Annotated in this window: 22 protein-coding genes; 8 read left to right on the top strand and 14 right to left on the bottom strand. The window is 62.3% G+C overall.

Going from position 1 to position 21,213, the window contains the following annotated elements; all coding sequences use genetic code 11:
- Positions 1–31: 31 nt before the first annotated feature.
- The 5 genes from glgB to NKJ94_RS13515 all read right to left on the bottom strand — a co-directional run bounded on the left by glgB (position 32) and on the right by NKJ94_RS13515 (position 8,172).
- On the bottom strand, positions 32–2,248 hold the full coding sequence (glgB, locus tag NKJ94_RS13535) for a 1,4-alpha-glucan branching protein GlgB (protein WP_352525593.1): 2,217 nt from the start codon (positions 2,246–2,248) through the stop codon (positions 32–34).
- 148 nt (positions 2,249–2,396) lie between these two features.
- Positions 2,397–4,865: a glycogen/starch/alpha-glucan phosphorylase gene (locus NKJ94_RS13530; protein ID WP_352525591.1), complete on the bottom strand. Its 2,469-nt coding sequence runs from the start codon at positions 4,863–4,865 to the stop codon at positions 2,397–2,399.
- A 228-nt stretch (positions 4,866–5,093) separates the two neighbouring features.
- Entirely contained in the window at positions 5,094–5,876 is a 783-nt protein-coding gene (locus NKJ94_RS13525; RefSeq protein ID WP_352525590.1) for an ATP-binding cassette domain-containing protein, read from the bottom strand.
- On the bottom strand, positions 5,876–7,033 hold the full coding sequence (locus NKJ94_RS13520; protein ID WP_352525589.1) for an ABC transporter permease: 1,158 nt from the start codon (positions 7,031–7,033) through the stop codon (positions 5,876–5,878). Before NKJ94_RS13520 ends, NKJ94_RS13525 begins: the two co-directional genes overlap by 1 nt.
- Before the next feature lie 107 nt (positions 7,034–7,140).
- A complete protein-coding gene (locus tag NKJ94_RS13515) occupies positions 7,141–8,172 on the bottom strand; it encodes a sugar ABC transporter substrate-binding protein (RefSeq protein WP_352525588.1) in 1,032 nt (343 codons plus the stop codon).
- A 216-nt stretch (positions 8,173–8,388) separates the two neighbouring features.
- On the opposite strand from NKJ94_RS13515, the gene NKJ94_RS13510 reads away from it, so the two are divergent.
- The 5 genes from NKJ94_RS13510 (at position 8,389) to NKJ94_RS13490 (ending at position 12,607) form a co-directional block, all read left to right on the top strand.
- Entirely contained in the window at positions 8,389–9,618 is a 1,230-nt protein-coding gene (locus NKJ94_RS13510; RefSeq protein ID WP_352525586.1) for an ROK family transcriptional regulator, read from the top strand.
- Between the two features lie 2 nt (positions 9,619–9,620).
- The gene (locus NKJ94_RS13505; RefSeq protein WP_352525585.1) at positions 9,621–10,067 is read left to right on the top strand and encodes an RbsD/FucU family protein; all 447 of its coding nucleotides are present in this window, start codon (positions 9,621–9,623) and stop codon (positions 10,065–10,067) included.
- Positions 10,064–10,987, top strand: a complete 924-nt coding sequence (locus tag NKJ94_RS13500; protein ID WP_352525584.1) for a carbohydrate kinase family protein — start codon at positions 10,064–10,066, stop codon at positions 10,985–10,987. The genes NKJ94_RS13505 and NKJ94_RS13500 overlap by 4 nt, the downstream gene beginning before the upstream one ends.
- A 252-nt stretch (positions 10,988–11,239) precedes the next feature.
- On the top strand, positions 11,240–12,382 hold the full coding sequence (locus NKJ94_RS13495; protein WP_352525582.1) for a DegT/DnrJ/EryC1/StrS family aminotransferase: 1,143 nt from the start codon (positions 11,240–11,242) through the stop codon (positions 12,380–12,382).
- Positions 12,383–12,400: 18 nt separating this feature from the next.
- On the top strand, positions 12,401–12,607 hold the full coding sequence (locus tag NKJ94_RS13490) for a hypothetical protein (RefSeq protein ID WP_352525580.1): 207 nt from the start codon (positions 12,401–12,403) through the stop codon (positions 12,605–12,607).
- Positions 12,608–12,629: 22 nt separating this feature from the next.
- Here the strand turns inward: NKJ94_RS13490 and NKJ94_RS13485 are convergent, their stop codons facing one another.
- Positions 12,630–13,034, bottom strand: a complete 405-nt coding sequence (locus tag NKJ94_RS13485; protein WP_352525579.1) for a type II toxin-antitoxin system VapC family toxin — start codon at positions 13,032–13,034, stop codon at positions 12,630–12,632.
- Positions 13,031–13,264, bottom strand: coding sequence for an AbrB/MazE/SpoVT family DNA-binding domain-containing protein (locus NKJ94_RS13480; RefSeq protein WP_023679294.1), 234 nt, complete (start codon positions 13,262–13,264; stop codon positions 13,031–13,033). The genes NKJ94_RS13485 and NKJ94_RS13480 overlap by 4 nt, the downstream gene beginning before the upstream one ends.
- 251 nt (positions 13,265–13,515) lie before the next feature.
- Here NKJ94_RS13480 and NKJ94_RS13475 point away from each other — a divergent pair, with 251 nt between their 5' ends.
- Entirely contained in the window at positions 13,516–14,535 is a 1,020-nt protein-coding gene (locus NKJ94_RS13475) for an LLM class flavin-dependent oxidoreductase (RefSeq protein ID WP_352525577.1), read from the top strand.
- Positions 14,536–14,573: 38 nt separating this feature from the next.
- On the opposite strand, the gene NKJ94_RS13470 is transcribed toward NKJ94_RS13475, so the two are convergent.
- The 3 genes from NKJ94_RS13470 to NKJ94_RS13460 all read right to left on the bottom strand — a co-directional run bounded on the left by NKJ94_RS13470 (position 14,574) and on the right by NKJ94_RS13460 (position 16,185).
- Positions 14,574–15,056 carry an RES family NAD+ phosphorylase gene (locus NKJ94_RS13470; protein WP_352525576.1) on the bottom strand — a complete coding sequence of 161 codons (483 nt, stop codon included), beginning with the start codon at positions 15,054–15,056 and terminating at the stop codon, positions 14,574–14,576.
- Positions 15,053–15,487 carry an antitoxin Xre-like helix-turn-helix domain-containing protein gene (locus tag NKJ94_RS13465; protein ID WP_352525686.1) on the bottom strand — a complete coding sequence of 145 codons (435 nt, stop codon included), beginning with the start codon at positions 15,485–15,487 and terminating at the stop codon, positions 15,053–15,055. The genes NKJ94_RS13470 and NKJ94_RS13465 overlap by 4 nt, the downstream gene beginning before the upstream one ends.
- Positions 15,488–15,558: 71 nt before the next feature.
- Positions 15,559–16,185 (bottom strand): CDP-alcohol phosphatidyltransferase family protein, encoded by a 627-nt coding sequence (locus NKJ94_RS13460; RefSeq protein WP_352525575.1) that lies wholly within the window; start codon positions 16,183–16,185, stop codon positions 15,559–15,561.
- Positions 16,186–16,540: 355 nt separating this feature from the next.
- On the opposite strand from NKJ94_RS13460, the gene NKJ94_RS13455 reads away from it, so the two are divergent.
- Together NKJ94_RS13455 and NKJ94_RS13450 are read left to right on the top strand one after the other, a co-directional pair.
- Positions 16,541–17,014 (top strand): phosphatidylglycerophosphatase A family protein, encoded by a 474-nt coding sequence (locus NKJ94_RS13455; protein WP_352525685.1) that lies wholly within the window; start codon positions 16,541–16,543, stop codon positions 17,012–17,014.
- Between the two features lie 80 nt (positions 17,015–17,094).
- Positions 17,095–18,171, top strand: coding sequence for a tartrate dehydrogenase (locus NKJ94_RS13450; RefSeq protein WP_352525574.1), 1,077 nt, complete (start codon positions 17,095–17,097; stop codon positions 18,169–18,171).
- A gap of 154 nt (positions 18,172–18,325) precedes the next feature.
- Here the strand turns inward: NKJ94_RS13450 and NKJ94_RS13445 are convergent, their stop codons facing one another.
- From NKJ94_RS13445 to NKJ94_RS13430, 4 genes are read right to left on the bottom strand one after another with little or no spacing between them, the layout of a single operon-like run.
- Positions 18,326–18,559 (bottom strand): aromatic-ring hydroxylase C-terminal domain-containing protein, encoded by a 234-nt coding sequence (locus tag NKJ94_RS13445; protein ID WP_352525572.1) that lies wholly within the window; start codon positions 18,557–18,559, stop codon positions 18,326–18,328.
- Positions 18,560–18,606: 47 nt separating this feature from the next.
- Entirely contained in the window at positions 18,607–19,785 is a 1,179-nt protein-coding gene (locus tag NKJ94_RS13440; protein WP_352525571.1) for a hypothetical protein, read from the bottom strand.
- A gap of 53 nt (positions 19,786–19,838) precedes the next feature.
- A complete protein-coding gene (locus NKJ94_RS13435) occupies positions 19,839–20,846 on the bottom strand; it encodes a succinylglutamate desuccinylase/aspartoacylase family protein (protein WP_352525569.1) in 1,008 nt (335 codons plus the stop codon).
- A gap of 9 nt (positions 20,847–20,855) precedes the next feature.
- Positions 20,856–21,200: a RidA family protein gene (locus tag NKJ94_RS13430; RefSeq protein ID WP_352525568.1), complete on the bottom strand. Its 345-nt coding sequence runs from the start codon at positions 21,198–21,200 to the stop codon at positions 20,856–20,858.
- Positions 21,201–21,213: the final 13 nt, after the last annotated feature.

Below are 21,213 nucleotides of genomic sequence, written 5' to 3'. Positions count from 1 at the left end.
TCCTCCCACATTATTCGTTCAAGGACATAGCTCAGTCCGGGACGAATTCGAGCATGATCGTCGACAGCGGCGGCAAAAGCATCGTCGCCGAAATGCCTCCTCCCGCTTCCGCCCGGGCCTCGACGGCGCCGCTGTTGCCCTTGCCGGAACCGCCATAGTCCGTGGCATCGGTGTTGATGATCTCGCGCCATTTTCCGGGCTGCGGCAACGGCACGCGGTAATTGTCGCGCGGCACCGGCGTGAAGTTGGAAATGACGGCGACCGGATTGCCGCCCGGCGCGCTGCGCAGCCAGGCAAACACCGAATTCGCGCTGTCATCGACGATCAGCCAGGAAAAGCCCTCCGGCTCGCAGTCGCGGGCATGCAGCGCCGGGCGCGAGCGGTAGAGATAGTTGAGGTCGCGCACCGTCTGCCAGACGCCACGGTGGAGCCGGAAATCGAGCAGGTTCCAGTCGAGCGCGCGCGCCTCGCTCCACTCGCGGCGCTGCGCGAACTCCTGGCCCATGAACAACAGCTTCTTGCCGGGATAGCCCCACATGAAGGCGTAATAGGCGCGCAGCGTCGCGAATTTCTGCCAGTCGTCGCCGGCCATCTTGTTAAGCAGCGTGCCCTTGCCGTGCACGACCTCGTCATGGGACAGCGGCAGCACGAAATTCTCGCTGAAGGCGTAGACCAGGCCGAAAGTGATGTCGTTGTGGTGGTGCTTGCGGAAGATCGGCTCCTTGGAGAAATACTCCAAAGTGTCGTGCATGAAGCCCATGTTCCACTTGAAGCCGAAGCCCAGTCCGCCTTCATGCACCGGCTGCGAGACTTTCGGCCACGAGGTCGATTCCTCGGCGATCGTCATCACGCCGGGATGGTGGCCGTAGACCTCCTTGTTCATACGCTGGAGGAAACTGACCGCCTCGAGATTCTCGCGCCCGCCCTTCTCGTTGGGAATCCATTCGCCGGCCTTGCGCGAATAATCGAGGTAAAGCATCGAGGCGACCGCGTCGACGCGCAGACCATCGATGTGGTATTTTTCGGCCCAGAACAGCGCATTGTTGACAAGGAACGAAACCACCTCGCGACGGCCGAAATTGTAGATCGCGGTGTTCCAGTCGGGATGGAAGCCTTTGCGCGGATCGGCATGCTCATAGAGCGCGGTGCCGTCGAACTTTGCCAGCCCGTGTTCGTCAACCGGGAAATGCGCCGGCACCCAGTCGAGGATGACGCCGATGCCGGCACGATGGGCGCCGTCGACGAAGCGGGCGAAACCGTCCGGATCGCCGAAGCGGGCCGACGGCGCGTAGAGACCCGTCGTCTGGTAGCCCCAGGACGGGTCAAAAGGATGTTCGGAGATCGGCATGAATTCGATGTGGGTAAAACCCGTCTCGACCACATAGGGGATCAGCCGGTCAGCGAGTTCGTCCCATGACAGGAAGCTGCCATCGTCGTGAAGCCGCCATGAGCCGGCGTGGACCTCGTAGATCGATACGGCTTCGCGCCTGTGGTCGGCATTGCGCCAGTAGTTCCGGTGCGCCTCGTCACCCCATTCATGCGCCGGCGGCAGCGCCGTCACTGAAGCGGTTGCCGGGCGCAGCTCGGACTTGAAGGCGAACGGATCGGCCTTGAGCGGCAATCTCACGCCATCCGGCCCGATGATCTCGTATTTATAAGGGCGGCCAGCGCCGATGTCGGGAATGAACAGCTCCCAAATGCCGGTATCGCGACGGTCGCGCATGGTGTGCCGGCGGCCGTCCCACTCGTTGAAGTCGCCGACCACCGAGACGCGCCTTGCATTGGGCGCCCACACGGCAAAATGCACACCCGATGCACCCTCATGATCGATGAGATGGGCGCCGAGCTTGTCGAACAGCCTGAGATGCGACCCTTCGGCGATGTAATAGTCGTCCAGCGGGCCGAGTACGGGACCGAAAGAATAGGGATCGGTCAGCCACCAGTCAGCGCCGGCATTCCTGGCGTGATAGCGCAGCGGCTGGCGTTTGCGCAGCGACAGTCTGCCTTCGAAGAAACCGCGATCGTCGCGCCTCGACAGCTCGCCAGCCTTCTTGCCGGTCAGCGTATAGGCGGTGACGGACTCTGCATGAGGGACGAAGCAGCGGGCGACAAAGCCCTTCTCCGCCTCATGCACCCCGAGCACGGCAAACGGGTCGCCATGCGTGCCGGCGACAATCGCCGCGACATCGCCGGCTGGCGCCAGTCCATCCGGCCCGCTTGTCGCAACGGTCGCGCGCGGCTTGCTCATCAGGCAGTGACCCTCCCCGGGCACCAAGTGTATATTTCTAATGAAGTTTTGAAATTCGACATTCGCATGCCGCCTGACCCTCCATGGGATGCGAAGGGTCAAATTCACTCCACTAGGGCTACATTGTTCGTGGCCTCATGCAATCATATCAGGCGGGCACGTGCCAGATGTCTTTCGCATATTGACGGATCGTTCGATCGGACGAGAACCAGCCGACACGGGCGACATTGCGGATGGCTCTGGCGTACCAGTCCGGGCTGTTGCGCCAGACGGCATCGACATCGCGCTGGGTGGCGGCGTAGGCATCGAAATCCGCAGCGACCATGAACCAGTCGCTCTGGTAGAGGCCGTTGATCAGGTCCCGATAACGGTCCGGATCGTCAGGCGAGAAGACCCCGGACGAAACCGCGGCAAGCGCCTGCGCCAATTCAGGCGATCCCTCGATCACGGCGCGCGGATCGTAGCCATTGTTGCGCCGCTCGGCGACCTCATCGGTAGACAGGCCGAAGATGAAGATGTTGTCGTCGCCGACGCATTCCTTGATCTCGACATTGGCGCCGTCGAGCGTGCCGATGGTCAGCGCGCCGTTCAGCGCGAACTTCATGTTGCCGGTGCCGGACGCTTCCATGCCGGCGGTCGATATCTGCTCCGAAAGATCGGCGGCCGGCATCATGATCTCGGCAACGCTGACATTATAGTTCGGCACGAACACCACTTTCAGCAAGCCGCGCACCGCCGGGTCGCGGTTGATGACCCTGGCGACGTCGTTGGCAAGTTTGATGATAAGCTTGGCGTTGTGATAGCTGGGCGCCGCCTTGCCGCCGAAGAACTTGACGCGAGGCATCCAATCGCGCTCCGGATGGGAGCGGATCTGGTCGTAAAGCGCGACCGCTTCGAGAATGTTCAAGAGCTGGCGCTTGTATTCGTGGATGCGCTTGACCTGGATGTCGAACAGCGCCGATGGGTCGACCTTGATGCCGAGCCGGTCGGCGACGAGATTGGCCAGCCGTGCCTTGTTCGCCCGTTTGACCGCAGCGAACTTGTCGCGGAAGGCGGCGTCTTCGGCAAAAGGGTCGAGCCCCTTTATCTCGTCGATGTCGTCGAGGAAGCCGTCGCCGATCGCCTCGCGGGTGAGTGCCGTGAGGCCGGGATTGCACTGGATCAGCCAGCGCCGCGGCGTGATCCCATTGGTCTTATTGTTGATGCGGTCCGGGTAGAGCTTGTGGAGATCGGCAAACACCGTCTCCTTCATCAGCTCGGTATGCAGCGCCGAGACGCCGTTGATCGAGTGCGAGCCGACAAAGGCCAGATTGCCCATGCGCACCCGGCGCTCGCCATTTTCCTGGATCAGCGAGATGTGGCTGATCTGCTCGTTCGAGAACTGGTCGGAGGCGCGCGCCTCGAGCAGCACTTCGGAGTTGATGGCGTAGACGATCTGCATGTGGCGCGGCAACAGCCGCTCGAACAGCGGCACCGGCCAGCTTTCGAGCGCTTCGGGAAGCAGCGTGTGATTGGTGTAGCCGAAGGTGCGCTTGGTGATACTCCAGGCCTGGTCGAAATCCATGCCGTGGACATCCATCAACAGGCGCATCAGCTCGGCCACGGCGATCGCCGGGTGGGTGTCGTTCAGATGGATCGCCGCCTTGTCGGGCAGCGACTTAAGGTCTCCATACTGGCTGAGATGGCGCTGGACGATGTCCTGCAGCGAGGCGGTGGAGAAGAAATACTCTTGCCTGAGCCGCAGCTCCTGGCCGGCCTTGTGGGAATCGGCCGGGTAAAGGACGCGCGACAAGGCATCGGCCTTGTTGCTTTCGGCGAGTGCGCCGATGTGATCGCCGGCGTTGAACTTGTCGAGCAGGATCGGATCGATCGGCATGCCGGACCACAGCCGCAGCGTGTTGACGCGGTTGGCCCGCCAGCCAACCACCGGCGTGTCGTAGGCGACAGCCAGAACATGTTCGGTCGGCTTCCAGACATGGCGCTCGAGCCTGCCGTCCTTCGAGGTGATCGATTCCACCGAGCCGCCGAAGCCGACCTCGAAGGAGCGCTCGCGGCGCTCGAACTCCCAGGGGTTGCCGTGATCGAGCCATGTCTCGGGCAGTTCGACCTGCCAGCCGTCATGGATCTCCTGCCGAAACATGCCGTTGGCGTAGCGAATGCCGTAGCCATGCGCGGGGATATTGACGGTCGCCATGCTTTCCATGAAGCAGGCGGCGAGCCGGCCAAGACCGCCATTGCCAAGGGCCGCGTCCGGTTCGAGCGCAGCAATGATGTCGAGGTCGACGCCAAGCGACGACAGCGCCTCGCGCATATTGTCCATCAGGCCGAGATTGGAGAAGGCATCGCGCATCAGGCGGCCGATGAGGAATTCCAGCGACAGGTAATAGACGCGCTTTTCCTGCTGGGCGTAGGCCTCTTGCGTCGCCTGCATCCAGTGATCGACGATGCGGTCACGCACAACCTTGATCGAGGCGGTGAGCCAATCGTACTGCGTTGCAACGCTGGTGCCCTTGCCGACCCTGTATTTGAGGGCCTGCAAGACTTCGTCGGCGAGTGTCTTGGGATCCGGGTTTTCGAGTGTGGGCAGAGGAGCTTCGGTTGTCATCGCGCGCGTCATGCTGCCTCTCGTGCGGTTGCTATGATCATACCGGCTTTCACCGTTCCTCCCAGCCCATGCTAGCGCATATCGCTATATGTTCAATCGATTAGGCGGCGACGGGTCGGCTTACCCCGCGGCAATTTGGCAAATTAAAGCGCGCCGCAGAGATCCAAACCGACGCGCTTCACGTTCTTGTTTTTGCATGTCGTTGTCCCAAAACCGCTGCGCACTTTTGGGCAACATGCATCAGGCCGCCAGCACCGCCTCTGGCGGAAGCTTCGCTCCGGTCATGAAGGCGACGGCGTCGGACATCGTATATTGCTTGGGATCGATGACGCAGAGGCGACGGCCCAATCGATGGATATGAATGCGGTCCGCCACCTCGAAGACATGCGGCATGTTGTGCGAGATGAGCACGATCGGCAGGCCGCGCTTCTTGACGTCGAGGATCAGCTCGAGCACGCGGCGAGATTCCTTGACGCCGAGGGCCGCCGTTGGCTCGTCCATGATGACGACCTTCGAACCGAAGGCGGCAGCGCGCGCCACCGCTACGCCCTGACGCTGGCCGCCCGAGAGCGTTTCCACGGCCTGGCTGATGTTCTGGATGGTCATCAGGCCGAGTTCGGAGAGCTTGTCGCGGGCGCGCTTTTCCATCGCCCGGCGGTCCAGCATCCGAAACCATTGGCCGAGCAAGCCAGGTTTGCGGATCTCACGGCCAAGGAACATGTTGTCGGCGATGGAGAGCGCTGGTGACAGGGCGAGGTTCTGGTAGACGGTTTCGATGCCGGCATCGCGTGCCTCCATCGGCGACTTGAAGGACGTAACCTTGCCGTCAAGACGGATTTCGCCTTCATCAGCGGTGATGGCGCCGGAGATCGCCTTGATGAGCGACGACTTGCCGGCACCGTTGTCGCCGATCACCGCGAGGATTTCGCCGGCGTAGAGATCGAAATCCGCATTGTCGAGCGCGGTAACGCGGCCGTAACGCTTGACCAGACCGCGGGTTGTGAGGATGGGTTCGCGCGACATTAGCCTGCAACCTTTCTGATCCACTGATCGACCGCGACGGCACCGATGATGAGAACTCCGATCAGGAAGAACGTCCATTGCGGATCGGTGCCAATAAGCCGAAGTCCGAGCTGAAAGACGCCAACGATGAGCGCACCGAAGATCATGCCGAGGATCGAGCCGCGGCCGCCGAACAGTGAGGTGCCGCCGATCACCACGGCGGTGATGGATTCGATGTTGGCGAAAGCGCCCGCCGTGGGCGACACCGAGCCGATGCGGCCGATCAGCACCCAACCGGCGAAGGCGCAGATCAAGCCCGAGATCGTATAGACCTGGACCAGCATGCGCGGCACGCGCACGCCGGACAGATCGGCCGCGTCCGGATCGTCGCCCGTCGCGTAGACGTGGCGGCCCCAGGCCGTGTAATTGAGGATATACCAGAGCAGCAAGACGAGCAGCACCATGGTGACGACGCCGAGCGTGATGGTCGCCCCGACGAGGGACAGGCCGTCAAACAGCCATCTGACCGGCGGTACGTAGTCGCACACGAAGTTCTGCCAGAGGTGCCCGTCGCATTTGAGCTTGTTGCCGAACAATTGCAGAAGCGGAGCCTGGGCCTCGACGTCCTGGCCGCGGATCGTCTCGTTGCGGGAATAGAGGAAGTTGGCAGCCGAAAAGATCTGCCAGGTGCCAAGCGTCACGATGAAGGGCGGCAGCTTCATGTAGGCAATAAGGACGCCATTGATGAAACCGCACAGCGCGCCACAACCGAAGCCGCAGAGAAGGGACAACGGAACCGGCAAGCCATAGCGAAACGCGAATTGCCCCATCACCACCGACGACAGCACCATGATGGCGCCGACCGAAAGATCGATGCCGGCGGTGAGGATGACGAGGGTCTGCGCCGCCCCGATGATGCCGGTGATGGCCACCTGCTGAAGGATCAGCGTGAGCGCGAACCAGTTGAAGAATTTGGGACCGGCGAGGATACCGAAGATCAGGATCGACACCACCAGCACGATCAGCGGAACAGCCGCCTGGTTCGCATGGAGCGCATGCTGGAATTTTTCAATCGGCGACTTGCTGTGGGTATCGAAGCTCGCCACGGACGCGTCACTGTCAGCGAGAACCTTCTCGTACTCTTGCGGTCGCCCGGCGCTCGCCGATGCGTCGGTCATCTCGATTCCTCCCGCGATGTTGTTTCCTCCTTCGCGCAAAAGGGCGGCCTGGAGACCGCCCTCCCGCACGAAAACGATATTCGCGCTCTTAGTCAGCGCGTGTCAAATCAGCCCCAGCACTTGGCCAGGCCTTCCTTGGTGTCGATCGAGGGAACGCCTTCCACCGGATTGTCGGTGATCAGCGTGACGCCGGTGTCGAAGAAGGTCTTGCCTTCCGTCACCTTCGGCTTCTCGCCGGAGTCGGCGAACTTCTTGATGGCTTCCACGCCCATCGACGCCATCAGCAGCGGGTACTGCTGCGAGGTTCCACCGATGACGCCTTCGGCGACATTCTTCACACCCGGGCAGCCGCCGTCGACCGACATGATGAGAACATCTTTTTCCTTGCCGACCGCCTTGAGAGCTTCATAGGCACCCGCGGCCGCGGGCTCGTTGATGGTGTGGATGACGTTGATCGTGGGGTCCTTCTGCAGAAGGTTTTCCATGGCCTGACGGCCGCCTTCCGGATTGCCGTTGGTATAGTCGTGGCCGACAATGCGCGGATCGTCCTCGTCACCGATCACGTTGACATCCTTCACGTCGATGCCGAAGCCCTTCATGAAGCCCTGGTCGCGCAGCACGTCAACGGTGACTTGCTTGGTATTGATGTCGAGGAAGCCGATACGGGCATCCTTGGCTTTGTCGCCGAGCTTGGCGGCGGCGTAGGCGCCGATCAGCCGGCCGGCTTCGAAGTTGTCGGTGGCCATGGTCTGGTCGGCGGCATCGATCGGGTCAAGCGGTGTATCGAGCGCGATCACGAGGATGCCGGCGTCACGCGCCTTCTTGATCGTCGGAACGATGGCCTTGCTGTCCGAAGGGGTGATCAGAATGCCCTTGACGCCATCCGCGATGCAGGTTTCGACCGCTGCGACCTGGCCTTCATTGTCGCCGTCGTCCTTGCCGGCATAGGCCTTGAGGCTGACACCGAGTTCGGTGGCTTTGGCTGTGGCACCTTCCTTCATCTTGACGAAGAAGGGATTGGTATCGGTTTTGGTAATCAGGCAGGCGCCGATGTCGGCGGCGTATGCAGGAGCGGCCAATACAACAAGGGCACTTGCGGTCGCGCCGAGCAACGCAGACTTCAGTACGGACGTTTTCATCAAGGTACTCCTCCCAGACAAGCCATGCAGCACCGGGCCACCCGGAGCCATCATGCAGGCGTTCGCGCACTCTTCCCAGTCGAGCGCCCTTGTGCTGACGAAACACCAATCGCGATCGCCTGTCAATAATTAAATCACTCTTATTTATTATTGACAGCCTTGCATCGTTCCCCCATTCTGACCCAAAAGCATTGAGGGTAACGACGGAGGAACAGGGTGGAGACCGGCATTGCGAGGCACGGTTCGCCCGAGGCAGCCGAAAGCCATATTCACCGCGGAACCAACCAGAGCGGCATGCGGGACCACAATGAGCGGCTGGTGCTGTCGCTGGTGCGCCAGCACGGCAGCTTGGCCAAATCCGACATTGCACGCATGACGGGCCTTTCGGCGCAGACGGTCTCGGTCATCATGCGCGAGCTGGAGGAGGACGACCTGCTCGTCCGCCAGGCGCCGTTGCGCGGCAAGATCGGCCAGCCCTCGATCCCGATGGCGCTCAATCCCGACGGCGCCTATTTCATCGGCCTGAAGATCGGCCGCCGCAGCGCCGAGCTGGTGCTGATCGATTTCCTCGGCAACGTACGCTCGATGCTGCAGCATTCCTACCGCTATCCGGCGCCGCGCGAGACGGTGGAATTCGTCACAAGCGGCATGAAGAAGATGCGCGGCGAACTCACCCCGGCGCAGGACAAACGCATTGCCGGGCTTGGCATCGCGATGCCGTTCGAATTGTGGAACTGGGCCGACACCGCCGGCGCGCCGCGCGAAATCATGGACGAATGGCGCCATCGCGATATTCGCGGCGACATCCAGGCGCAATGCGAATTTCCAGTCTATCTGCAGAACGATGCCACCTCGGCCTGCGGCGCCGAGCTCGTGTTCGGCCAGACGGCGGGCGCGGCGCGCGATTTCGTCTATTTCTATATCGGCGCCTTTGCCGGCGGCGGCATCGTGCTGAACGGCCGGCTTTTTGGCGGCCCAACCGGCAATGCCGGCGCGCTGGGCTCGATGCCGGTGCCCGGGCCGGACGGCAAGCCGACGCAATTGATCGACGTGGCCTCGATCGCCACGCTGGAAAAGGCGCTCAACGCGCGTGGCGTCGAGGCGTCGCATCTGTGGACCTCGCCGCAGGACTGGGGCGAGATCGGCGCCGAGCTCGACGACTGGATCGCAAGCGCCTCGCAGGCGCTCGCCTATGCCATTGTTGCGGCGTCCTCCGTCATCGATTTCGAAGCCGCGGTGATCGACGGATGGATGCCGCTCGGCGTGCGCAGGCGGCTTGTCGATGCGGTCATCCAGGCCATCGGCAGGATCGACGGCGAAGGCCTGCGGCTTCCAGCCGTTCGCGAGGGAACGGTCGGCATCCATGCGCGGGCGCTGGGTGGTGCCAGCCTGCCGCTATCGGAGCGCTTCCTCATCGGCTCGACCACGATTTCCCGGAGCTTCTGAGCATGCTGATCGGCATCCCGGCGCTGCTCGGCCCGGAGCTTCTGGCGATATTGCGCGCAATGGGCCATGGCGACGAGATCGCGCTGGTCGACGGCAACTACCCGGCCGAGCAACAGGCACAACGGTTGATCCGCGCCGACGGTCATCATCTCGTCCCGGTGCTGGATGCCGTATTGAGCGTGTTGCCTGTCGACGACGCCGTGCCGCAGGCGCTGTTTCGCGCCTCGGCCAAAGGCGATCCCCTGCTCGCCGATCCGGTTCATCATGAGATCGAAGCGATCTGCGCCAGACGTGCGCCGGGCCGCAAGGTGGTTGCGCTTGCCGGCCCCGACTTCTATGCACGGGTCAAGGCCGCGCACGCGATCGTCGCGACGAGCGAGCCGCGGCTCTACGCCAACATCATCATTCGCAAGGGCGTGATCTATCCGCCGGAAAGCAACAATTCATGATTCTCTGCTGCGGCGAAGCCCTGATCGACATGCTGCCGCGCACCACAACCGACGGCGAGCCGGCCTTTGCCCCCTATGTCGGCGGTGCCGTGTTCAACACGGCAATTGCGCTCGGCCGGCTTGGCGCGCCGGCCGGCTTCTTCTCCGGCCTGTCGTCGGATCTGTTCGGCGGCCAGCTCAGGGAGGCGCTGGGGGCCAGCAAGGTCAGCTCGACCTATGCGCACACCTCACCACGACCGACCACGCTTGCCTTCGTGCGGCTCACCAACGGCCAGGCGACCTACACGTTCTACGACGAGAACACGGCCGGGCGCATGCTGACCATCGAGGACCTGCCGGAACTCGGCAGCGAGATCGAGGCGATGCTGTTCGGCGCCATCAGCCTGATCTCGGAACCCGCCGGATCGGCCTATGAGGAGTTCATGCGGCGCGAGCACGAGCACCGCGTGACGATGCTCGATCCCAACATCCGGCCAAACTTCATTCCCGACAAGGCCAGGCACCTCAGGCGCATCCGCAGCATGATGGCGATGGCCGATATCGTGAAACTGTCGGACGAGGATTTGAACTGGTTCGGCGAAGCCGGCTCGCATGAGGACGTCGTCCGCAACTGGCTGGATCGCGGCCCAAAGCTGATCGTCGTCACCCACGGCAGCGAAGGCGCGGTCGGTTACAGCAGCCAGCACCGGGTCACGGTCGTGCCGGACAAGGTGAAGGTGGTCGATACCGTCGGCGCCGGCGACACGTTCAATGCCGGCATTCTTGCCTCCTTGCACGAGCAGGGCCTGCTATCGAAGACGGCAATCGCCAGCCTGCCGGAAGAAGCCATCCACAAGGCGCTGACGCTCGGCGCCAAAGCCGCGGCGGTGACGGTATCGCGGGCCGGCGCCAACCCACCGTGGCGGCATGAAATCGCCTGACCGGCTGACAACAGCCTCATGGACTGCTTGCCGGCGATCACTTTATGTTTCGCCCAGCTGGTGAGGCGGGATACAAAGGCCACATCAGCAGGCCGAATCCCGGATTTCCCCGCGTTTAAGAGGGCAGATCGGAAATCAGAGGTAACAGGCTGCGACACTTGAGCAATTCTGGGTTTTGCCCTGCGGCTTTCTCGGCCGTGCCAAGTCTGCTACCAGCGGCCGGTTATCTGGCTAAAACCGTTTGAGGCCGACATGCAGTTCATCGATCTTGGCGCGCAGCGCGAACGCATCCGCGACAGGCTGAAGGCGGCAATCGACCGCGTCGTCGACGAGGGCCGCTATATTCTGGGGCCTCAGGTCACCGAATTCGAAAACAAGCTCGCCGCCTATATCGGCACCAAGCATGTGGTCGCTTGCGCCAACGGCACGGACGCGCTGCTGCTGCCGCTGTTTGCTGCCGGCATCGGCCCGGGCGATGCGGTGTTCGTGCCGAGCTTCACCTTTGCCGCCACAGCGGAAGTGGTGGCGCTGACCAAGGCCGAACCGGTGTTCGTCGACGTCGATGCCGACAGCTACAATATCGACATCGCCAGTCTCGCGGCGGCGATCGCCATGATCAAGGCGGAAGGCCGGCTGAAGCCGAAGGCGATCATTCCAGTCGACCTGTTCGGCCTCGCCGCCGATTACGAGGCGATCGTGGCCATCGCCAACCGGGAAGGCCTGATGGTCATCGAGGATGCGGCGCAGGCGACCGGCGGCTCGGCTGACGGCAAGATGTGCGGCTCGTTCGGCACCGTCGGCTCAACCAGCTTCTATCCGGCAAAACCGCTCGGCTGCTACGGCGACGGCGGTGCGATGTTCACCAATGACGATGCGCTGGCCGAACAGCTGCGCTCGTTCGCCTTCCACGGCAAGGGCGAAACGCAATACGACAATGTCCGCGTCGGCATCAACTCGCGGCTCGACACGCTGCAGGCGGCGATCCTGATCGAGAAGCTGGCCATTCTCGAAGACGAGATGGTGGCAAGGCAAGCGGTCGCCAATCGCTATGCCGAAGGTCTCGGCGATATCGTCAAGGCGGCGCGTAATCTGGGCGGCGGCCGCTCGGCCTGGGCGCAATACGCCATCGAAACGCCGAAGCGCGACGGGCTCAAGGCACATCTCGGCGATAAGGGCATTCCGTCGGTCATCTACTATGTGAAACCGTTGCACAGCCAGCTCGCCTATCGCGATTATCCGCGCACGCCGACCGGTCTTGCGGTTTCGGAAGACCTGCCAAAGCGCATCCTGTGCCTGCCGATGCATCCCTATCTGAGCGAGGCCGACCAGGACCGGATCATCGAAACGATCCGTAACTATATCGGTTCGAATTCGGCGCATGTGGCGGCAGCATAAATTCGAAAGTTTCAGAGAGTGGTCGCGGATTACATCGACGAGTTCATCATGTTCTGCGCCGGGTTGTGGATGGCTGGCGTCGGCTTTGGATTTCTCGCGGACCCCTCTCAAGCTCGACCCGGCCAGCAGCAAGCATGGTGGACCAACTTTGGGACCCACTTTAAATGGATGGGACCGCTCTTGATCCTAATCGCGATATTGCTCGCGTTCGCGGCACCTTCCTAGCGGACCGTGTTCGGCGGGCTATTCACGAGTTTGGTGTGATCAGCTTGAGCGACGGAAAGTAGGTACGGTAGCGGCCAACGTCGCGCGTGAGTAGCGGCAGCCCATTGACGGCGGCATGAGCACCGATGAAGAAATCAGGCAGCACGCCGGTGCGCAATCCCCCCGATCTCCGGTACTGCGTAAAAACCTTTCCCGCGAGGAACAGTGCTGCCCGTGGCATAGGAGCCACTTCGAGACCAGCTTCATCAACAAAGGCGTCGAGATCCTCGATGCGCTCGTATCGGACGGCAAGCTCTGCATAGACAGCATCGTTGATCAATAACGGGCCATTCAGGCTTTGCGCCTCAAGCTGGGCGATCGACCAGTCCGCCCAGTCCGGATCGTCCGTAACAAGATCAAGCAGAACGTTGGTGTCGACTAGCGTCACACGTCGCCACGCGTCAGTGCCATGATCGCGGCGGTACCGAGGCCCTTGCCGGCATGGCCGCGCAATTTCGCGAAGCGGCTCGCGGGCTGCTTCTTGTCACTTCGCGTTATCACGACGCTGCCGTCATCGGCGCGGCGGAAATCGACTCCGCTGCCCGGAACAATCCCAAGCAGTTCGCGAACCGGCTTTGGGATGGTCACCTGTCCCTTGGCTGTGACTTTGGTGGTCATGTTCACACCTCGGTAATACCAACAGCCAACAAGGTATTACCGGTCATGGTGGATTTCAACCGCCATATCCACATTCATCCCGCCATTCGCGATCACACGTTCGCCTTCAGAACTGCCAAAACTCCTCCCCTGCCCTTCTCCACAAATCTGCCGGAGCGGCTTTGAAGATTCCCGTCAGGGCGGAATTTTGGGATGCTTTGCTCCGCGCCGAAGCATAATCTGCATCTGTCTCCCTCTAAGCTGGCTCTCCTATGAAGAAGATTGGTTTTCTCTCGTTCGGGCATTGGACGCCCTCGCCGCAATCGCAGACGCGGACAGCAGCCGACGCGCTTTTGCAGTCCATCGACCTGGCCGTCGCCGCCGAGGAACTGGGTGCGGACGGCGCGTATTTCCGCGTGCATCACTTCGCCCGCCAACTCGCCTCGCCGTTCCCGCTGCTGGCGGCGGTTGGCGCAAAGACCAGCCGTATCGAGATCGGCACGGCGGTCATCGACATGCGCTATGAGAACCCGCTCTACATGGCCGAGGACGCTGGCGCAGCCGATCTGATCGCCGGAGGGCGTCTGCAGCTGGGCATCAGCCGCGGCTCGCCGGAGCAGGTGATCGACGGATGGCGCTACTTCGGCTATGCCCCGCAAGAGGGTGAGAGCGATGCCGACATGGCCCGGAGACACACCGGAGTGCTGCTCGAACTGTTGCTGGGCAAAGGCTTTGCCCAGCCCAATCCGCGGCCGATGTTTCCCAATCCGCCCGGCCTGCTGCGCGTCGAACCACACTCGGAGGGCCTGCGCGAGCGCATCTGGTGGGGCGCCGCCACAAACGCCACCGCAGAATGGGCGGCGAAACTGGGGATGAACCTGCAGAGTTCCACGCTCAAATTCGACGAAGGCGGAAAGCCATTTCACATCCAGCAGGCCGAACAGATCCGGGCTTTTCATGAGGCCTGGAAGGCGGCCGGTCACACGCGCGAGCCGCGTGTGTCGGTCAGCCGGAGCATTTTTGCCCTAGTCGACGATCGCGACCGCGCCTATTTCGGCGGCAATGAGAGCGGAGATCAGTTCGGTTACATCGAGGCAGACAGGCGCGCCGTGTTCGGCCGCTCCTACGCCGCCGAGCCGGACGTGCTCATCGAACAGCTAAAGGGCGACGAAGCCATTGTGGAGGCCGATACGCTGCTGCTTACCGTTCCTAACCAGCTCGGCGTCGACTACAACGCCCATGTCATCGAGGCGATCCTGACCCATGTCGCTCCGGGCTTGGGTTGGCGCTAACGCGATGTGTTGAGTAGAAGCCTGCCCCTCTGCCCGGCTCAGGAGCCGAACAGGCGGCTATCCCAGTATACGGGTTGATGCAGGCTGGCTGTGATCAGGGAAAACTCCCGATGGGCCGGATTGAGCAAAACGTTGTTGTCGAGGCGAGCGACGACGCTTGGCACGATCAGGATCGCGCTGCGGCGCTCGACACACCATGTCTCACCGAATTCCTTGCTAACCGTTGCCGGCATCATGTCCCATCCGGGCAACGACGGCTGAGAAAAGATTTCGTAGCTCAGCCCGCGCGGAAGCATGATCTGGATGTAATGCTGGTTGGGCGGCAGTCTGCCGCTGCCGTGCACCAGCTTTTCCAGCAAGGCCGTCGAATAATGCTCGCTGGTGTAGATCAACGGGCTGCCGGGCGTGTTCCAGCGGCCAGGCGCTATCGTCGAGCCCGTCGCATCGAAGATCGGATATGTGCCGGCTGGATCACCGATCCTGAAGCACTGCAGAGTGCGATCGAGTATCTGCGCCGTCAAGCAGCGGTGCCGTACTTCAGGCCTGAAAGGATATCGAGCACCAGTTCGGCACCGATCTCGCTTTGAATGACCACGTCGATCGGGCGCCGGTCTTCCAGCATGGGATGAGGCCGAAACAGAAAGTCACGAGCCTCACCTTCGATCTGCCAAACGTCGAGCGCCAGGTTCCATACGCGCGCCACCCGCGCCACCCGCATGCCCTCTTCCGACGAGAGTCGAAGAGCACCTCTCTTGCGGCGCTCATAAGTTGCCTTTGGGACGAGGCGATATTTGAATTGGGTATCGGCCGGTGCCAGCAATTGTGAGACGCGTTCAAGCGCACCCAACGGCAATCCGTCTTCGATTCGAGCCATCAGTCCGAATGGCGACCGTGCAGCCGTCTCCTTGGGCGGCAGCCCCAGCACGTCGGCTATATTTCCAAATGCCAACATCACTGCTCTCCATTCATGTGAAGCATGATATAGCCTCATGTGAGGCCAAATGCAAGTATTTTCCTGCGGTCTCACGGCTGCTTCCCGTCCGCCCGTTTGAGCATCGCACATGCGCGACTGATCCGTTGCAGCGCTGTGGCGTTGGCCAGCACCGCGTACAGCGCCAACCCTCCCGCCAGAATCCACGGCGAAGCCGCCCCCATGGCGGTTGCGACCCCGTCGGCGGCGAGCAGCACGCAAATGAACACCAGACGTTCCATCCGCTCGAAGAAATCCGGCCACCCGTAGTTTTCGACAGGGATTTCCAGCGCCGTCCGCGCCTTGGCATAGCTCGTGAGAATGCCGCCGGCGAACGCGAACATTGCGATCGCCCACAGATCGGCGACCCAGCCTATTGCCGCAAAGACCGCCAGTTCCTGGTACCGGTCGACCATTGCGTCGAAATAGCCACCGGCCTTGGTGATCATATCCCTCCGGCGGGCGACCGCGCCGTCCAGGGCGTCGAAGGTGAAGGCAAACGCCAGGCACAGGCCGAAGGCCAAGCTTGACTGGTGGTACAGGTAGGCACCCGAGGACAGCGCGACGAGCACGAACCCGCCGGCCGTAACCTGGTTCGGTGTCATGCCGATCGCGATCAGCGGAGAGGCGGCCTGCTCCCACAGCGGGTCGATGCGACTTTTCATGAGACCGGCGATCATGGATGACTCGGCTCCTCTGATGATGTCGTTTCACGGAGCTTTACCAGCAATTTGCGGGTTTGTTCCACCGTCGCTACCGTTCGACTTGGTCAACGCGGGCGCAGAACCGGGCTCGGCAACGTTCTCAACTCGCCGCAACAGCGATTTCTTTTGGCGAATGCGGCCAACGGATTAAGGTGCTTGCCAAGCTGACGGCGAAACAGAACGTCCGGGCGCAGCGACAACTGCCCGATGGCATTTCACCGTTTGGGCAATGCCCTTGTGACGGTTGTGCAAATCGACCGGCGGTCTGGCGGCAGCAGCCGAACGATGTGACTATGATGCTTGCCATCCGTGGGAAGCCGGCCGAAACTCGATGCATAAATTTCCACCCAAGCTCGCCTACCTGCTCGCAACCTCTGTCGGCGCGGGATTGTCTCCAATATGGCCGGGCACGGCCGGCGCAATGGTTGGAGTGGCCGTTGCCACGGCTCTGATACCTGCATCGCCTTGGCTGACCGTGCTTGCCTATGCGGCCCTATTCGCCGTCGGCGTGTGGGCGTCATCGCATATTGTCTCCCGTACCGGGACGGAGGACCCGCAGATCGTCGTCATTGATGAAACCTTCGGCGCCGCCGTGACACTTTCCATGCTCCCGCTCGACCCGCTCTGGTGGGCAGCAGGCTTCCTTACTTTCCGGTTTTTCGACGTCGTCAAGCCTTGGCCCATCCGTATCGCGCATGACAAGGTAAGGGGCGGGGCCGGCATCATGCTGGACGACGCGGCTGCGGCTGCGGCCGCCGGGGTGCTGCTGCTCCTGCTGAACGGCTTGATTGACCATTTGCCTTAACGGCGACATTCGGTCTCGACTGCCAACGGCCAGGACGATGGTCCATGGGAGTTTAGCAGCACAAGGGGAGGACCGGACCAATGCGAAGCTATAGAATCGCGGCCATTCCAGGCGATGGGATCGGCAAGGAAGTCGTAGCAGCCGGCCTTCGTGCGCTGGCCGCCTGCGCCACGCGCGACGGTGGTTTCAATCTCGAAGTGCAGCACTTCGACTGGGGCTCGGACTACTACAAGGTCAACGGCGTGATGATGCCCAAGGAAGGCACTGAGCGGCTGAAGGCCTTCGACGCGATCTATTTCGGCGCCGTTGGCGCGCCCGACGTGCCTGACCATCTGACGTTGTGGGGGCTGCGGCTCGCGATCTGCCAGCCCTTCGACCAATATGCCAACGTCCGCCCGACCCGCATCTTGCCCGGTATCGAGAGCCCGCTTCGTGGTGTCGCGGCAGGCGATCTCGACTGGGTCATCGTCCGGGAGAATTCGGAAGGCGAATACGCCGGCCAGGGCGGGCGCTCGCATCTCGGCCTGGCCGAGGAAGTCGCCACCGAGGTCGCGATCTTCACCCGCACCGGCGTGACGCGCATCATGCGCTTCGCCTTCGAGATGGCGCGGTCACGGCCGCGCAAGCTGTTGACCGTGGTCACCAAGTCGAACGCCCAGCGTCACGGCATGGTGCTGTGGGACGACATCGCCCGTGAGGTCGCGGCCGATTTCCCGGATGTCGCATGGGAAAAAATGCTGGTCGACGCAATGACGGTGCGCATGACGCTCAATCCGCGCTCGCTCGACACGATCGTGGCCACCAATCTTCACGCCGATATCCTGTCGGATCTTGCGGCCGCACTTGCCGGATCGATCGGCATCGCGCCGACTGCGAACCTCAACCCCGAGCGGCGGTTTCCGTCGATGTTCGAGCCGATCCACGGCTCGGCCTTCGACATCACCGGCAAGGGAATTGCCAATCCGATCGGCACGTTCTGGTCGGCGGTGATGATGCTGGAGCATCTTGGCGAGCCGACTGCCGCGGCGCGCCTGATGCGCGCCATTGAGCGCGTGACCGCGGACGCCTCACTGCACACCCCCGACCTCGGCGGAACCGCCACCACCGACAAGGTCACCGAAGCGGTTTGCGCGGCACTACTCGGCGACAACGAGTAGGAAAAGGAGCAAGTGCCTGGACATCGCTGTCATTCCCAGTGATGGCATCAGCAAGCAAGTCATGCCCGAAGGCGGGAGGCATCTGCACTCGCCGCCGCTCACCGATGGTGTTCGTGTGCCTGTGTGTGGAAACCGAACCCATCAAGTGTTTCGATCAGACCTGTACAGGATCAGGCACACCGTGCGTTGACCGCCACGCGACAAAGCCGTCCGGCCTGACCAAGGCGGCACCGCTGCTACGTATACTCGGAAGCGTATAAAGACGAAAATGCGCTAGAGCGTATAATCTTCGATCCGCATGGACCTTCACGGCCATGCTTTCAGCTTGTCCGGCCGCCGCCGGCCAATGTGACCGAAGCGAATAGTCGGCACGCTCATAAAGCTCCAAGGCAAAGCGAGGTTAGTCCTAGCAGACTGCGCCAACGGATCGGTTTTTCAAACGGATCGTGCGGCACTCACCCAATCGAGTCGTGCGGCAGGGACAAGGCCGTAATTGTAAAAATTGATGCCGTCGACATCCGGCGCCATCGCAGGTTTTACCTTGGCGGTGAGGATGTCGGGGCCTGCCATTTCTGGATAGAACAGCCGGTAGCCGGCGCCGAGGAATTTTTCCGCGCCAAGGGCTGCGCGTCCGGCCGCCATCAGTCTGGCGACATCGCCGGGCTGCATGTCGTAGGCACACAGGATTGCCCCGTCACAGACCTTGCCGAGCGCCGAGAGATCGCAGCCGCCAAGCCAACCGTCTTTCAAATCGATGATGACAACGCGGGTCGCCGGATCGGCCACCTCGCGCAGTTCGGCGACCAGGCTGGTCACCGGTTCGAACCGCCACAGCAGGTAGCCATGGAGTTCCGGCCATGGCAAAAAAGTGTCGAGGCCGCTCCCCGGAAAATCTGGAAAGCGCCGTTCGGGCACGGCGCGCTCGCAGGTCTCGACGATCCATTGCCCGACGAGCTTGCGCGCTACTTCGCCGTCGACGCCGGCCCCGGCCGCGCGCGCAAGGCAGGACGGACAAAAACATATCGACAACAGAAAATCGTCTTCCGGCGTCAGCCCGACACCATCTTTCTCATGATGGTATTCGTGGGCGAAGCCCATGAAGGACGGGCTTTCGAGCTCGATCCTGTCCGGCTTGTAAGTGTGCGTAACGTCGGCGACCAGCGCGCGGACATAGGCGCGCGCATCCGGATGCGACGGACAGAGGTTGTAATAATTGGGATCGCCGAAGGCATTGCGGGTGACGGCCTGCGGATAAAGCATGCCGAGGCGGGTATTGTGCAGGCAGACCGTCCAGCACGAAACACCCAGCCCATTGGCGTCTCGTCTGCGGACAAGCTCGCCAAGCACGTCGCCGCCTTCGGAGATCACATCCGCCACCTTGGGCTGGATGGCAAGGTCGGCCCAGTGTGCCGCGTCTGGCTTGAAATAGATGGTTCCGTCTTCCGGAAAATAGGCTTTCCGGCGCGGGCTGCGCGGCTGCAGGAACCGGCCAGCGTGATACGAAGTCGCCAGACTGATCATGTTGAGCCCGGCACGCTCGACAAAATCGCGCTCGACTGTCTCCAAGCCCAGATCCTGGACATCCCAAGGATAGGTCCACATGGATAGTTGCATTGGTTATCCTCAGTCTTGATCCCGACATGGGCGTGTGGTCGGAGGGCTTCTTATCAGTCGACCGGCTCGGCGACCTGCATGAGGCAGTCTCCCGCCTCGCACATCGTGTGCAGCCGGCGCGAAAGCACAATGCCGCTTTCGGCGAAGTGCAGGGCTTCCTCGGCGATGTCGAGCCGTTCGAGGTCGTGGTTCCAGCCCGCCAGTTGGCCTGAACTCACGCTGTCGCCCAGCCTGACTGCCGGCTCGAACCAACCACGGCTTGTGGCATAAAGGCCCTGACTGTGCCGAGACAACGAAAGAAGCCGCGTCGGCGCCGAACGCCTGGTTGCCGGTGCAAGAACCGGCGCCTCAACCACTCCCAAGGCGACCATCAGGGCGTCGAGTGCGCGGGCGGTAATCTCCATCGTATCGACCGTGACAGTGCCACCGCCGCCGAACTCTCCGCTGACGCCGATGGCGCCGGCCCGGCGCGCCGCACCCATGGAGGTCGGTGAGGCCTGGCCGTTGTCGGCCACGAATCCGTATGGCATGCCGAGCGACAGCATCAGCTCCACCCCTCGCCTGTGGCGTTCGGGATCGGCGTTGCGCTCGACAAGCGCGGTCGGCAGATGTTCCATCGAGGTGCCGCCCGAATGGATGTCAAAGACCACGTCATGGCTGGGGAACAGCTCCGTCTCGAGGAAATTGGCAAGCCGGCTGGTCGGCGTGCCCGACGGGTCGCCGGGAAAGGCGCGGTTGAGATTGCCGCCGTCGAGCGGCGAGCAGCGCTTTGCGGCCATCACCGCCGGCACGTTCGCCATCGGCAGGATGGTGACGCGGCCCTTGATCCGCTTCGGATCGAGCCGGCGGATCAGCTTTGCCAGCGACAGCTCGCCCTCATATTCGTCGCCGTGATTGCCGGCCATTAGAAGCACCGACGGGCCTTTGCCGTTGCGGACAAGGCAGATCGGGACCTTGACCTGGAAATAGGGCGAACGGTCGATCGAAAACGGAATGCTGAGATGGCCGAGCGTCTTGCCGTGCCGGTCGAAGTCGAGCGTATGGCTGAGGCCGGTGTGCATGGCGGCGGCTCAGACAGCTGCGATCGCAGTGACCTCTATGCGAAGGTCGGGATCGGCGAGACGCGCCTCGACACATGCGCGTGCCGGCAGGCGCGCAGGATCCACCCAGGCATCGTAGATGCTGTTCACGGCATCGAAATCGGCGATCTGCGGCAGGAAGATGTTGATCGCCACCAGCCTCGACTTGCTGCTGCCGGCCTCGACAAGGAGCGCCTCGACCTTGGAGAGCACGTCGCTCGTCTGACCCTCGATGCCGGCCTTGCGGTCGTCTGCCACCTGGCCTGCGATGTGCACGAGGCCGCCATAGACGACCGCCTGAGACATGCGGGAGCCGGACTGGAAGTACTTGATCATATCAGATCCTTTC

It is taken from the genome of Mesorhizobium sp. M0060 (genome assembly GCF_040323155.1).
GTDB lineage: Bacteria > Pseudomonadota > Alphaproteobacteria > Rhizobiales > Rhizobiaceae > Mesorhizobium.
Note: the sequence above shows the minus strand (reverse complement) of the source record. Positions and strands in the feature narration are given on the sequence as shown.

Coding starts and splice junctions, on each gene's coding strand:
- NKJ94_RS13480 (WP_023679294.1), bottom strand. CDS start 13,264: ATGACCACCAAAGTCACAGCCAAGGGACAGGTGACCATCCCAAAGCCG.
- NKJ94_RS13475 (WP_352525577.1), top strand. CDS start 13,516: ATGAAGAAGATTGGTTTTCTCTCGTTCGGGCATTGGACGCCCTCGCCG.
- NKJ94_RS13455 (WP_352525685.1), top strand. CDS start 16,541: ATGCATAAATTTCCACCCAAGCTCGCCTACCTGCTCGCAACCTCTGTC.
- NKJ94_RS13440 (WP_352525571.1), bottom strand. CDS start 19,785: ATGCAACTATCCATGTGGACCTATCCTTGGGATGTCCAGGATCTGGGC.
- NKJ94_RS13430 (WP_352525568.1), bottom strand. CDS start 21,200: ATGATCAAGTACTTCCAGTCCGGCTCCCGCATGTCTCAGGCGGTCGTC.
- NKJ94_RS13515 (WP_352525588.1), bottom strand. CDS start 8,172: ATGAAAACGTCCGTACTGAAGTCTGCGTTGCTCGGCGCGACCGCAAGT.
- NKJ94_RS13525 (WP_352525590.1), bottom strand. CDS start 5,876: ATGTCGCGCGAACCCATCCTCACAACCCGCGGTCTGGTCAAGCGTTAC.
- NKJ94_RS13460 (WP_352525575.1), bottom strand. CDS start 16,185: ATGATCGCCGGTCTCATGAAAAGTCGCATCGACCCGCTGTGGGAGCAG.
- NKJ94_RS13495 (WP_352525582.1), top strand. CDS start 11,240: ATGCAGTTCATCGATCTTGGCGCGCAGCGCGAACGCATCCGCGACAGG.
- NKJ94_RS13500 (WP_352525584.1), top strand. CDS start 10,064: ATGATTCTCTGCTGCGGCGAAGCCCTGATCGACATGCTGCCGCGCACC.
- NKJ94_RS13530 (WP_352525591.1), bottom strand. CDS start 4,865: ATGACGCGCGCGATGACAACCGAAGCTCCTCTGCCCACACTCGAAAAC.
- glgB (WP_352525593.1), bottom strand. CDS start 2,248: ATGAGCAAGCCGCGCGCGACCGTTGCGACAAGCGGGCCGGATGGACTG.
- NKJ94_RS13520 (WP_352525589.1), bottom strand. CDS start 7,033: ATGACCGACGCATCGGCGAGCGCCGGGCGACCGCAAGAGTACGAGAAG.
- NKJ94_RS13465 (WP_352525686.1), bottom strand. CDS start 15,487: ATGTTGGCATTTGGAAATATAGCCGACGTGCTGGGGCTGCCGCCCAAG.
- NKJ94_RS13450 (WP_352525574.1), top strand. CDS start 17,095: ATGCGAAGCTATAGAATCGCGGCCATTCCAGGCGATGGGATCGGCAAG.
- NKJ94_RS13505 (WP_352525585.1), top strand. CDS start 9,621: ATGCTGATCGGCATCCCGGCGCTGCTCGGCCCGGAGCTTCTGGCGATA.
- NKJ94_RS13435 (WP_352525569.1), bottom strand. CDS start 20,846: ATGCACACCGGCCTCAGCCATACGCTCGACTTCGACCGGCACGGCAAG.